Origin of the sequence: Streptomyces sp. NPDC088810 (assembly GCF_044750305.1) — a bacterium.
GTDB lineage: Bacteria > Actinomycetota > Actinomycetes > Streptomycetales > Streptomycetaceae > Streptomyces.
The window spans coordinates 86600-99094 of the sequence record NZ_JBIVJQ010000008.1; the positions used below are offsets into that span (position 1 = coordinate 86600).

The 12495-nt window shown below is 71.2% G+C and carries 11 protein-coding genes and 1 pseudogene; 9 read left to right on the forward strand and 3 right to left on the reverse strand.

The window, feature by feature from the left end; translation table 11 throughout:
• Window positions 1-51: 51 nt before the first annotated feature.
• The gene (locus ACIP4Y_RS24685) at window positions 52-1008 is read right to left on the reverse strand and encodes a RecB family exonuclease (protein WP_401397874.1); all 957 of its coding nucleotides are present in this window, start codon (window positions 1006-1008) and stop codon (window positions 52-54) included.
• Between the two features lie 347 nt (window positions 1009-1355).
• Between ACIP4Y_RS24685 and ACIP4Y_RS24690 the strand changes: the two genes are divergently transcribed.
• From ACIP4Y_RS24690 to ACIP4Y_RS24700, 3 genes are all read left to right on the forward strand, one after another.
• Entirely contained in the window at window positions 1356-2789 is a 1434-nt protein-coding gene (locus ACIP4Y_RS24690) for a site-2 protease family protein (RefSeq protein ID WP_401397253.1), read from the forward strand.
• Between the two features lie 44 nt (window positions 2790-2833).
• Entirely contained in the window at window positions 2834-3736 is a 903-nt protein-coding gene (locus tag ACIP4Y_RS24695) for a tRNA (adenine-N1)-methyltransferase (protein WP_358644087.1), read from the forward strand.
• Window positions 3737-3963: 227 nt separating this feature from the next.
• A complete protein-coding gene (locus ACIP4Y_RS24700; protein WP_401397258.1) occupies window positions 3964-4539 on the forward strand; it encodes a hypothetical protein in 576 nt (191 codons plus the stop codon).
• Between the two features lie 7 nt (window positions 4540-4546).
• Here the strand turns inward: ACIP4Y_RS24700 and ACIP4Y_RS24705 are convergent, their stop codons facing one another.
• Window positions 4547-4849, reverse strand: a complete 303-nt coding sequence (locus tag ACIP4Y_RS24705) for a ferredoxin (protein WP_030744715.1) — start codon at window positions 4847-4849, stop codon at window positions 4547-4549.
• 520 nt (window positions 4850-5369) lie between these two features.
• Here ACIP4Y_RS24705 and arc point away from each other — a divergent pair.
• From arc to prcA, 6 genes and pseudogenes are all read left to right on the forward strand, one after another.
• Window positions 5370-7136, forward strand: coding sequence for a proteasome ATPase (gene arc, locus ACIP4Y_RS24710; RefSeq protein ID WP_358644083.1), 1767 nt, complete (start codon window positions 5370-5372; stop codon window positions 7134-7136).
• Window positions 7137-7368: 232 nt separating this feature from the next.
• Window positions 7369-8880 (forward strand): depupylase/deamidase Dop, encoded by a 1512-nt coding sequence (gene dop, locus ACIP4Y_RS24715; protein WP_401397263.1) that lies wholly within the window; start codon window positions 7369-7371, stop codon window positions 8878-8880.
• 173 nt (window positions 8881-9053) lie between these two features.
• Entirely contained in the window at window positions 9054-9272 is a 219-nt protein-coding gene (locus ACIP4Y_RS24720; protein ID WP_020939002.1) for a ubiquitin-like protein Pup, read from the forward strand.
• A gap of 32 nt (window positions 9273-9304) precedes the next feature.
• Window positions 9305-9788: pseudogene (locus tag ACIP4Y_RS24725) on the forward strand (endonuclease VII domain-containing protein).
• A complete protein-coding gene (gene prcB / locus ACIP4Y_RS24730) occupies window positions 9740-10585 on the forward strand; it encodes a proteasome subunit beta (protein WP_401397267.1) in 846 nt (281 codons plus the stop codon). The pseudogene ACIP4Y_RS24725 and the gene prcB overlap by 49 nt, the downstream one beginning before the upstream one ends.
• Before the next feature lie 61 nt (window positions 10586-10646).
• A complete protein-coding gene (prcA, locus tag ACIP4Y_RS24735) occupies window positions 10647-11402 on the forward strand; it encodes a proteasome subunit alpha (RefSeq protein WP_358644074.1) in 756 nt (251 codons plus the stop codon).
• A 61-nt stretch (window positions 11403-11463) separates the two neighbouring features.
• Here prcA and ACIP4Y_RS24740 read toward each other — a convergent pair whose 3' ends face one another.
• Window positions 11464-12483, reverse strand: a complete 1020-nt coding sequence (locus ACIP4Y_RS24740) for a LacI family DNA-binding transcriptional regulator (RefSeq protein ID WP_401397270.1) — start codon at window positions 12481-12483, stop codon at window positions 11464-11466.
• Window positions 12484-12495: the final 12 nt, after the last annotated feature.

The window sequence follows — 12495 nt, forward strand, 5'->3', positions numbered from 1 at the left end:
GACACTCCTTCGCTAGTCCCGCCCCATTCTGCCCTGCCGGGGTTTCCCGGATCACCCGGTCCCGGCCTCGGCCGGCCCGACCGGCAGCGGGTAGGGCGGGGGAGTGCCGCCGAACTCCGGGCAGTGCGCCTGGTGGTCGCACCAGCCGCACAGCTTGGTCGGCCGGGGCCGCCAGTTCCCGGTCTCCGTGGCCTGCTTGATGGCCTCCCACAGCGCGTGCAGCCTGCGCTCCACCCGCTCGAGATCCGCGAGGACCGGGTCGTACGTCAGCACGTCCCCGCTGCCGAGGTAGACGAGCTGGAGCCGGCGCGGGATCACCCGCTTCAGCCGCCAGACCACCAGGGCGTAGAACTTCATCTGGAACAGCGCGCCCTCGGCGTACTCCGGGCGGGGCGCCTTGCCCGTCTTGTAGTCGACGATCCGCACCTCGCCGGTCGGCGCCACGTCCACCCGGTCGATGATCCCGCGCAGCCGCAGCCCCGACTCCAGCTCGGCCTCCACGAACAGCTCGCGCTCGGCAGGCTCCAGCCGGGTCGGGTCCTCCAGCGTGAACCAGCGCTCCACGAGCCGCTCGGCCTCGGCGAGCCAGCCGGCCAGCCGCTCCCCGTCCGGGTCGTCCGCGAACAGCTCGGTCACCTCGGGCCGGGTCTCCCGGAGCCGGTCCCACTGCCCCGGGATCAGCGCCTTGGCCCGCGGCGCGGTCCGCTCTCCGGCGGGCGCGTCGAACAGCCGCTCCAGCACGGCATGCACCAGCGTGCCCCGTGTCGCCGCGGCGCTCGGCTTCTCCGGCAGCCGATCGATCACCCGGAACCGGTACAGCAACGGACACTGCATGAAGTCACTGGCCCGGGACGGCGACAGGGAACTCGGCGGCCCGGCCTTCCGCTCCCCGCCCGCACCGGCAGTGCTCGCCGCTGTGCCGGCCGCGCCGGGGACGCCGCTCTCGTGGGCGCCGCTCGCTGCCGCGCCGGCCGTACCGGGGGCGCCGTCCTCGCCGCTCGCCGCCAGGCCGGTCGCCACCCGCTCCCCGGTCCCGGCGGCCGGTGCCGTGGCTGGTGCTCCGGTCGGGTCCGTGGGTGCAGGCATCGTCGGGATCGGTGGCCGGGGCGGGGTGGCCGGGGGCGTGCGGTCGGCGCCGCCCGGCTGGGCCGCCGCCTCGTCGATGCTGCTGTCCATGCCCACAGACCTTACGGCCCGCCACTGACAGTGACCCGGTCGCCGCCCGCGTCGGCCCCGCGATCCCGGGGCAAACACAAGGGGTGCCGGGGCGAAACGTGCCACCACGGCCGCATACCATCGACCAGAGACCCCTTCCGTCCGGCAGGTGCGGAAGACGCTTCGAACGAGGGGACACCGTGGACGTGAGCGGCGGGAGCGGGCAGCCGCGGTCCGGCAACGACGAGCCGGCCGAGCACTCCGCTGACCCTACGGCCCCGGCGACCGGACCCACCGACCACTCCGGCCCCGAGCCCGACACCCCCGCACCCCGAGCGGACGACGCCGAGGAGACCAGCGCCGCCGGCACCGACGAGCCGGCCGGGCCGGAGCACCAGGCTCCGGATGCCGCCCCCGAGCACCGCTCCCTCGCCCACTCCGGCATCGCCAAGGGCGAACCGCCCGAGCCCCGGCCGAAGGAACCCGGCGGCGGCATCCTCATGGGCCGCCCCTTCGGCGTGCCCGTCTACGTCGCGCCGAGCTGGTTCCTCGTCGCCGCCCTGATCACCTGGGTCTTCGGCGGGCAGCTCGACCGCGTGCTGCCCGAGCTGGGCGCCGCCCGCTACCTGGTCTCCCTCTTCTTCGCGGTCGCCTTCTACGCCTCCGTCCTGGTCCACGAGCTGGCCCACACGGTCGCCGCGATCCGCTTCAAGCTCCCGGTCCGCCGTATCCAGCTGCAGTTCTTCGGCGGCGTCTCGGAGATCGAGAAGGAGGCCGAGACCCCCGGCCGGGAGTTCGTGCTGGCCTTCGTCGGCCCGCTGCTCTCCCTCGTGCTGGCCGGCCTGTTCTACCTCGCCATGAAACCCGTGGAGCCCGGCACCGTCCCCGGCGTCCTGCTGGCCGGCCTGATGGTCTCCAACCTCATCGTGGCGATCTTCAACCTCCTGCCCGGCCTCCCCCTGGACGGCGGCCGCATGCTCCGCGCGGTCGTCTGGAAGATCAGCGGCAGGCCGATGACCGGCACGGTCGCCGCCGCCTGGGTCGGCCGTGCCCTCGCCGTCGCCGTCCTGATCGGCCTCCCGCTGCTCAACCAGTCCGGTGTCCTCGGCGGCAGCGGCGAGGACGTGGGCGGCATGGACACCGTCACCGACGCGTTGCTCGCCGCCATCCTGGCCGCGATCATCTGGACCGGCGCCGGCAACAGCCTGCGCATGGCCCGGCTGCGCGAGCACCTCCCCGAGCTGCGCGCCCGCACCCTCACCCGGCGGGCCGTACCGGTCGAGAACGACACCCCGCTCTCCGAGGCGCTGCGCCGCGCCAACGCAGCCGGCGCCCGCGCCCTGGTCGTGGTGGACGCCGACGGCCATCCGCTCTCGCTCGTCCGCGAGGCCGCGATCGTCGGCGTACCCGAGCACCGCCGCCCCTGGGTGGCCGTCAGCGGCCTCGCCCAGGAGCTGACCGACGGCATGCGGGTCTCCGCCGAGCTGGCCGGAGAAGAACTCCTGGACGTCCTGCGCGCCACTCCGGCCACCGAGTACCTGGTGGTCGAGGAGAGCGGCGAGATCTACGGCGTGCTGTCGGCGGCGGACGTCGAGCGGGCCTTCGTCAAGGCGATGGCGAGACCCACCGCCTAGCCGCCGTGGTCGGCACCCCTCACCGGGACCGGTAGGCTGGTCACATGTCCGAACCGACCGGTGCCGCCCGCAGGCGCGGGCCCTTCAAGGTCGGGGACCAGGTACAGCTGACCGACCCCAAGGGCCGCCACTACACGTTCACGCTCGAAGCAGGGAAGAACTTCCACACCCACAAGGGCTCCTTCCCGCACGACGAACTGATCGGCGCTCCCGAGGGCAGCGTTGTCCGCACCACCGGCAACGTGGCCTACCTCGCGCTGCGCCCCCTGCTCCCCGACTACGTCCTGTCCATGCCCCGCGGGGCAGCCGTCGTCTACCCGAAGGACGCGGGGCAGATCCTCGCCTTCGCCGACATCTTCCCCGGCGCCCGCGTCGTCGAGGCCGGCGTCGGCTCCGGCTCGCTCAGCAGCTTCCTGCTGCGGGCCATCGGCGACCAGGGCATGCTGCACTCCTACGAGCGCCGCGAGGACTTCGCCGAGATCGCCAAGCAGAACGTGGAGCGCTACTTCGGCGCCCCGCACCCCGCCTGGCAGCTCACCGTCGGCGACCTCCAGGACAACCTGTCCGACACCGACGTCGACCGTGTCATCCTCGACATGCTCGCCCCCTGGGAGTGCCTGGAGGCGGTCTCCAAGGCGCTCGTCCCCGGCGGCATCCTGTGCTGCTACGTGGCCACCACCACCCAGCTCGCCCGGACCGTGGAGTCCATCCGCGAGATCGGCTGCTTCAACGAGCCGACCGCCTGGGAGACCATGATCCGCAACTGGCACATCGAGGGCCTGGCCGTCCGCCCGGACCACCGGATGATCGGCCACACCGGCTTCCTGCTCACCGCCCGCCGCCTCGCGGACGGCGTCGAGCCGCCCATGCGCCGCCGCCGCCCCGCCAAGGGCGCCTACGGCGAGGACTACGCCGGACCCAACGCCGACGGCGGCGCCGGCCGCTGACCGGCACGCGCGCGTACCAACGTCAGGGCGCCGTGACCGAGTTCCCCACCGACGGGCGGGAACTCGGTCACGGCGCCCGTCCGTTGACGCGGTACCAGCATCGGCGCCTCCCGCGTGCGCGGGCCCGCCGCCTGCGGGAATGCCGGACCCCGCCGTTCCCCCGCACTGTGACGTGTGGCACCATGCAGGCCATCCCACCGGCACAGCCCTCACAGGAGACACTCCTCGTGCAGCAATCCGCCGTTCCGGAGCTCGCCCACACCCACACCCGGCCCATCCACTGGGTCGCCACCGCCACGGCCGTCGCGGGCGTCGTGGCCCTCTCCTCCGTCGTCCAGCCCGGATCGGCCACGGCTGCCCAGTCCGGCCCCGGGGGCAGGTCCGCCGCGGCGGCCGTCGCGCCGCCGAGCACGGCCGGGGTGCAGTTCCCGCTGGAGTGCGGCCCGGTGAAGGCGGTGGTCGCCAGGAAGGCCGCCGGGGACCTGGACGGCGACGGCAGACCGGAAACCGTCGCGGTGGTGCACTGCGACGCCCCCATGGGCACCCCGCCCGACGGGGTCTACGTCCTCACCCGCGCTGCGGACGGCGGCAAGCCGCGCGTGGTCGCCACCCTCGTGGAGCCCAAGCAGCGGCTCACGGTCACCGACTTCGCGCTCCGCGCGCGGGCCGTCTCCGCGACCCTGCTCGGTTACTCCTCGGACGCCGTGCCCAGTTGCTGCCCCGACGTGAAGACCCCGGCCAAGTGGCGGTGGAACGGCAGCGCCTTCCTGCGCTCCACGCCGGCCGGGGCCCACAGCGTCTGAGCCGGGCTCACTCCGCCTCGGGCCCGTACACCTCGACCTTGTCCGAAACCCTGCGTACGTGGATGCACTCGCCGGGGCACTCCTTCGCCGAGTCCACCACGTCCGTCAGCAGCGGCAGCGGCACCGGTGTGGTCGCCCCGGGGGCCTGGAGCAGCTCGTCGTCCGCGCCCTTCACATAGGCCAGCCCGTCGATGTCCAGCTCGAACACCTCCGGGGCGTACTGGGCGCAGATCCCGTCGCCGGTACACAGGTCCTGGTCGATCCAGACCTCCAGCGCCTCGCCGCCCGGGGCCTCCTGCTGCACGGTCATCTCTCCTGCCGTCGGTTCGCCGGGCGGTCCCGGTGCCGCGAGGGCCAGCCGGGTCCGCTCCAGCGGCTGTTGGACACCCTCGACCCTACCTCCGCCCGCCGCGCGGCCCGGTGGCACCGGTTCCGGGTTTCCGGTCCCGCCCGCTCGGGTACCAGCGCCGGACCGGGACAGGGGTGCCCAGGCGGCCGGGTCGATCACTTCAGGCCACCGCGGCGGTGACCTCACTCACCGGTGCCGTCGCTCTGCGTGATGATCGTACGAGCGCCCTGTGTGCTGCCCGCGGACCGGCCGATCGGCCAGGAGCGGACAACTCCGGCCCGTAGTGAAGGGATTCGACCGCGCCATGCATGGAACAAGCGGCTTTCCCTTCACGTTGAGTGGGTATCCCCTCCGTGCGAGGGAGCGCGCACCGGGTGACCGACGACACACCTTGACAGTCTTTGTGATCTAGGGGTTTCAATCGACACCCACCCAGGTAGGGTCTGGAAGCGTCCAGCTCCCCTTGGAGGAGGTGAGGACCGTGGCAGCCCACGACGACGACATGAACCGCGGCATCCGCCCGGGACGAGGGTCCGACGACCCGGCCGGGCAGATTGCCTACCTTGAGCAGGAGATCGCCGTCCTGCGCCGCAAGCTCGCCGACTCTCCGCGCCACACGAGGATTCTCGAAGAGCGGATCGTCGAGCTGCAGACCAACCTGGCCGGCGTGTCCGCCCAGAACGAACGACTGGCCAACACCCTCCGCGAGGCCCGCGACCAGATCGTGGCCCTCAAGGAGGAGGTCGACCGGCTCGCTCAGCCGCCGGCCGGCTTCGGTGTCTTCCTGCAGGCGAACGAGGACGGCACCGCCGACATCTTCACCGGGGGCCGCAAGCTGCGGGTGAACGTCAGCCCCAGCGTCGAGCTCGACGACCTGCGGCGCGGCCAGGAGGTCATGCTCAACGAGGCGCTCAACGTGGTCGAGGCCATGGAGTACGAGCGCGTCGGCGACATCGTCACCCTCAAGGAGATCCTGGAGGACGGCGAGCGCGCCCTCGTGCTCGGGCACACCGACGAGGAGCGGGTGGTGCGGCTCGCCGAGCCGCTGCTGGACGTCACCATCCGCCCCGGCGACGCCCTCCTGCTCGAGCCCCGCTCCGGCTACGTCTACGAGGTCGTGCCCAAGAGCGAGGTCGAGGAGCTGGTCCTCGAAGAGGTCCCCGACATCGGCTACGAGCAGATCGGCGGCCTCGGCAACCAGATCGAGGCCATCCGCGACGCGGTGGAGCTGCCGTACCTCTACCCGGACCTGTTCAAGGAGCACGAGCTGCGCCCGCCCAAGGGCGTCCTGCTCTACGGCCCGCCCGGCTGCGGCAAGACGCTCATCGCCAAGGCCGTCGCGAACTCGCTGGCCAAGAAGGTCGCCGAGGTCACCGGCCAGGCCGCGGGCAAGAGCTTCTTCCTGAACATCAAGGGTCCCGAGCTGCTCAACAAGTACGTCGGCGAGACCGAGCGGCAGATCCGCCTGGTCTTCCAGCGTGCGCGTGAGAAGGCCAGCGAGGGCACCCCCGTGATCGTCTTCTTCGACGAGATGGAGTCCCTCTTCCGCACCCGTGGCTCCGGTGTCAGCTCGGACGTGGAGAACACCATCGTCCCGCAGCTGCTCGCCGAGATCGACGGCGTGGAGGGCCTGCAGAACGTGGTCGTGATCGGCGCCTCCAACCGTGAGGACATGATCGACCCCGCCATCCTGCGCCCCGGCCGGCTCGACGTGAAGATCAAGATCGAGCGTCCGGACGCCGAGGCGGCGAAGGACATCTTCGGCAAGTACCTCACCGAGCGTCTCCCGCTGCACGCGGACGACCTCGCGGAACACGGCGGCGACAAGAGCGCCACGGTCCAGGGCATGATCCAGACCGCGGTCGAGCACATGTACGCCGAGTCCGAGGAGAACCGCTTCCTGGAGGTCACCTACGCCAACGGCGACAAGGAAGTCCTCTACTTCAAGGACTTCAACTCCGGAGCCATGATCGAGAACATCGTGGGCCGCGCCAAGAAGATGGCGATCAAGGACTTCCTGGAGAAGACCCAGAAGGGCCTCCGCGTCTCCCACCTGCTCCAGGCCTGCGTGGACGAGTTCAAGGAGAACGAGGACCTGCCCAACACCACGAACCCGGACGACTGGGCCCGGATCTCCGGAAAGAAGGGCGAGCGGATCGTCTACATCCGTACCCTCATCACCGGAAAGCAGGGCGCGGACACCGGACGCTCCATCGACACGGTGGCGAACACCGGTCAGTACCTGTAACGGCAGGGCGGCTGCGGGTGCCCTCGGCGGGTACCCGCAGCCGACTGTTTTTCGGGCCACGACCGGAGCAGCCAATGACGCAAATGATCTCCCCACCAGCGCAAAGGCGTTCTAGGCTCGTTCCTGCCGCCGAGTCGCGCCGTGCGGGGACGGGCACCGCACACGCACCGGAGCGCCAGCGGTACTTGAGCGGCGCCCACGACCGAGGGTGCCGCCGGGCAAGGAGGGCCGCATGACCGTACGGCGAGTAATGGGCATCGAGACGGAGTACGGGATCTCCGTCCCCGGCCACCCGAACGCCAATGCCATGCTCACCTCGTCCCAGATCGTCAACGCCTACGCGGCGGCGATGCACCGGGCCCGCCGGGCCCGCTGGGACTTCGAGGAGGAGAATCCGCTGCGGGACGCGCGAGGATTCGACCTCGCCCGGGAGGCCGCCGACGCCAGCCAGCTCACCGACGAGGACATCGGCCTGGCCAATGTGATCCTCACCAACGGTGCCCGTCTGTACGTCGACCACGCCCACCCCGAGTACAGCGCCCCCGAGGTCACCAACCCCCGCGACGCCGTCCTGTGGGACAAGGCCGGCGAGCGGATCATGGCCGAGGCCGCCGAGCGGGCGGCGCAGCTGCCCGGGGCCCAGCCGATCCACCTCTACAAGAACAACACCGACAACAAGGGCGCCTCCTACGGCACGCACGAGAACTACCTGATGAAGCGGGAGACCCCGTTCTCGGACATCGTGCGCCACCTCACGCCCTTCTTCGTCTCCCGCCAGGTCTTCGCCGGAGCGGGCCGCGTCGGCATCGGCCAGGACGGGCACGAGCACGGCTTCCAGCTCAGCCAGCGAGCGGACTACTTCGAGGTCGAGGTCGGCCTGGAGACCACGCTCAAGCGCCCGATCATCAACACCCGCGACGAGCCGCACGCGGACGCCGAGAAGTACCGCCGGCTGCATGTGATCATCGGCGACGCCAACCTCTCGGAGATCTCCACTTACCTCAAGCTGGGCACGACCGCCCTGGTCCTGTCCATGATCGAGGACGGCTTCATCGCCGTGGACCTCGCCGTCGACCAGCCCGTGCGCACCCTGCACCAGGTCTCGCACGACCCGTCCCTCAAGCGACTGGTCACCCTGCGCAGCGGGCGCACACTCACCGCGGTCCAGTTGCAGATGGAGTACTTCGAGCTGGCCCGCAAGTACGTCGAGGAGCGCTTCGGCGCCGACGCCGACGACCAGACCAAGGACGTGCTCAGCCGCTGGGAGGACACCCTCACCCGGCTGGAGAACGACCCGATGAGCCTGGCCGGCGAGCTGGACTGGGTCGCCAAGCGGGAGCTGATGGAGGGCTACCGCCGGCGCGACAGCCTCGACTGGGACGCGGCCCGGCTGCACCTGGTCGACCTCCAGTACGCCGACGTGCGCGCCGAGAAGGGCCTGTACAACCGCCTGGTGGCCCGTGGGCGCATCAAACGGCTGCTGGACGAGGCCGAGGTCGACCGGGCGCGTACGAAGCCGCCTGAGGACACGCGCGCGTACTTCCGCGGACGCTGCCTGGAGCAGTACGCGGACGACGTCGCCGCCGCGAGCTGGGACTCGGTCATCTTCGACCTGCCCGGCCGCGACTCCCTCCAGCGTGTTCCAACCCTGGAACCGCTACGCGGAACGCGAAATCACGTCAAGGAGCTGCTGGACCGCTGCCGCACCGCGGAAGACCTGGTCAGGGTCCTGTCCGGCAACTGACAGCGGTCAGCGGGTACTCGTTCCGACCCGGGCGGCCGGGGTGGAAACCCCACCGCCCGGGAATCATCCAGGTGGCCCCCGCAATGTTGTGGAAACTGCGGGGCCGATGTCGGACCCGGACTATAGGGTCTGATCATCACCGATCGGCAGGCGAACTGAGCGGGGTGAGGGTTATGGCGACCAAGGACACCGGCGGCGGCCAGCAGAAGGCCACCCGGTCCACGGAAGAGGTCGAGGAGCAGGCGCAGGACGCGCAGGCCTCGGAGGACCTCAAGGAACGGCACGAGAAGCTGAGCGACGACGTGGACTCGGTTCTGGACGAGATCGACGATGTCCTGGAGGAGAACGCAGAGGACTTCGTTCGAAGCTTCGTTCAGAAGGGCGGCGAGTAGCCTTCGAATCGAAGGTCGCCGGGGAGTCTGAGTTGGCGAGTGAGGCGAGCGCGAAGCGCTGCTCGCGGTGCAGGGAACACAAGCCGCGAGCAGCATTCGCGAAGAACAAGTCCATGCGGGACGGTCTGCAGGCCTATTGCCGTGAGTGCGCGGCTGCCTACCATCAGCAGCGGCACCTGGCGAAGGGCCTCAACGTCCGTCCGCAAGGCGTGCAAGGCGGTGAAGGGCCGGCAGCACCACCTCAAGCGCAACTACGGCCTCACCGAAGCCGAGCGCGACGCGCTGATCGCCTCCCAGCACGGACTCTGCGCGATCTGTCTGGCCGCCCCGCCCGCGCATGTGGATCACTGCCACAAGACGGGTAGGGTCCGTGGCGTACTGTGCTTCAACTGCAATTCGGCCATCGGCAAGTTGCGGGACGATCCCGACGTTGGCCGTCGCGCTGTTGCTTACCTGGAAGGAAACCTGTGGAAGCCAACTCTCGTGGCACCGGGCGTCTACCAGCTGCCTTCCTGACGCCAGGATCCTCTTCGTTCATGGACTTCCTCGCCGAGCACCAGCCGGAGCTGCTGCCCGGCAACCGGCAGCTGCCGCCCACCCAGGGCGTGCTCGAGGCGCCGCACGGCACGACCATCGTGGCCGTGACGTTCCCCGGCGGCGTGGTGCTCGCCGGTGACCGCCGGGCCACGATGGGCAACGTGATCGCCCAGCGGGACATCGAGAAGGTCTTCCCGGCCGACGAGTACTCGGCCGTGGGCATCGCCGGCACCGCCGGCCTGGCCGTCGAGATGGTCAAGCTGTTCCAGCTGGAGCTGGAGCACTTCGAGAAGGTCGAGGGCGCCCAGCTGTCCCTGGAGGGCAAGGCGAACCGGCTGTCGACCATGATCCGTTCCAACCTCGGCATGGCCATGCAGGGCCTGGCCGTGGTGCCCCTCTTCGCGGGGTACGACGTGGACCGCGAGAAGGGTCGCATCTTCTCCTACGACGTCACGGGCGGCCGTTCCGAGGAGCACAACTTCGCTGCGACGGGCTCCGGCTCGATCTTCGCGCGCGGTGCGATGAAGAAGCTGTTCCGTGACGACCTGACCGAGGAGCAGGCCACCACGCTCGTGGTGCAGGCCCTCTATGACGCGGCTGACGACGACTCGGCGACCGGTGGTCCCGATGTCGCCCGCCGGATCTACCCGATCATCACCGTGATCACCGAGGACGGCTTCCGCCGGCTCACCGACCAGGAGGCCTCCGAGCTGTCCCGCGCGGTGCTCCAGAGGCGCCTGGAGGAGCCCGACGGCCCCAAGGCCGCCCTGCTCTGAGCGTGGGCCCGGTTCTTATCAAGGTGATCCAGTGACCATGACAGAAAGGGACGGATAACCGGTGTCGACGCCGTTCTATGTCTCACCCCAGCAGGCCATGGCCGACCGGGCGGAGTACGCCCGCAAGGGCATCGCCCGCGGCCGCAGCCTGGTCGTGCTGCAGTACGCCGACGGCATCGTGTTCGTCGGCGAGAACCCGTCCCGCGCGCTGCACAAGTTCAGCGAGATCTACGACCGGATCGGCTTCGCCGCGGCCGGCAAGTACAACGAGTACGAGAACCTGCGCATCGGCGGCGTCCGCTACGCCGACCTGCGCGGCTACACCTACGACCGCGACGACGTCACCGCCCGCGGCCTGGCCAACGTCTACGCCCAGACGCTGGGCACGATCTTCTCCTCCGCGGCCGAGAAGCCGTACGAGGTGGAGCTGGTGGTGGCCGAGGTCGGGGAGACCCCCGAGGGCGACCAGATCTACCGGCTGCCGCACGACGGCTCCATCGTGGACGAGCACGGCTCGGTCGCGGTGGGCGGCAACGCCGAGCAGATCAGCAGCTTCCTCGACCAGCGCCACCGCGACGGCATGAGCCTCGCCGAGGCCCTCAAGCTGGCCGTGCAGGCCCTGTCCCGGGACACCAACGGCAGCGAGCGGGAGATCCCCGCCGAGCGCCTGGAGGTCGCCGTGCTGGACCGCACGCGTCCGCAGAAGCGCAAGTTCAAGCGCATCGTCGGCCGCCAGCTCGGCCGCCTGCTGGCGGTGGACGGCGCGAGCACGGAAGCGGAGAGCGCGGACGGCTCGGAGGACTCCGACGAGGAGTGACCCCCCTCCCGCACGTATCGCCGGGTGCCCCGGTCGGATTTCCGGCCGGGGCCCCCGGCGTTTACGCGGACGCGCCTGGCGGCGCCGTGGAGCCCCGCACGACGAGTTCCACCGGGATGTCCCCGCCCTCCGGCTCCCGGCCCTCCAGGACGGCCAGCAGGGCCCGCATGCCCCGTTCCCCGAACAGCTCGGCGTCCAGTCGTACGGTGGTCAGCTCGGGGTCGATCGCGGTGGCCAGGGCCAGGTCGTCCAGGCCGGTGACCGAGACGTCGTCGGGGACCCGCAGGCCGAGGCGGCGCAGCGCCTTGTAGGCGCCGGCGGCGAGCTTGTCGTCGTCGCAGACCACCGCCGTGGGCCGGGGCCCGGCCGCGGTGAGCGCGGCCTCGGTGGCGGCCAGCGCCCCCTCGATGGAGATCGGGGCCCGGGCCGTGCGGACCTCGGTGCCCGGGACGGCGGCCAGGCGCGCGGCCAGTTCCCTCGCGCGCATCTCGAAGGTCCAGGACGGCACGTCCGCGGCGAGGTGCAGCACCCGGCGGTGGCCGAGGCCGAGCAGGTGCTCGGCGACCTGGCGGACGCCGTCGGCGATGTCCAGGTTCACGGTCGCGGCGCCCAGGCTGCCCGCCGGGTCGCTGTCGAGCATGACCAGGGGCAGCTGGTCGCCGCGGATGGCGGTGAGGGCGTCGGCGGCCATCGAGGAGGCGAGGACGCCGTCCAGGGCGGCCTGCGCGGAGGCGAAGGGGTCGCGGGCCGGGCCGATGCCCTCGGGGGAGGGGTAGAGCACCACGCCGAAGCCGTGCTCGGCGGCCACGCGCGCGGCACCGGTGTAGACACCGGCGAAGAACTCCGTCGTCAGGGCCGGCACCACGAGCAGGACGGTGCGGGTGCGGCCCAGGCGGAGGTTGCGGGCGGCGAGGTTGGGCCGGTAGCCCAGCTCGCGGGCGGCCTCCCGGACCCGCTCGGCGGTGGTCTGCGACACCCGGCCGCGCCACTTGTCGCCCAGCACCAGCGAGACGGCCGCCTGGGAGACCCCGGCCGCCTGGGCGACGTCCCGGCTGGTCGGGCGCGTGCTGCTGCGGGCCACCACTCACTCCCG

Excerpts from the sequence above, each read along its gene's own strand:
- ACIP4Y_RS24695 (WP_358644087.1), top strand. The coding sequence starts at position 2,834 with ATGTCCGAACCGACCGGTGCCGCCCGCAGGCGCGGGCCCTTCAAGGTC.
- ACIP4Y_RS24705 (WP_030744715.1), bottom strand. The coding sequence starts at position 4,849 with ATGACCGTGCAGCAGGAGGCCCCGGGCGGCGAGGCGCTGGAGGTCTGG.
- dop (WP_401397263.1), top strand. The coding sequence starts at position 7,369 with ATGACCGTACGGCGAGTAATGGGCATCGAGACGGAGTACGGGATCTCC.
- ACIP4Y_RS24720 (WP_020939002.1), top strand. The coding sequence starts at position 9,054 with ATGGCGACCAAGGACACCGGCGGCGGCCAGCAGAAGGCCACCCGGTCC.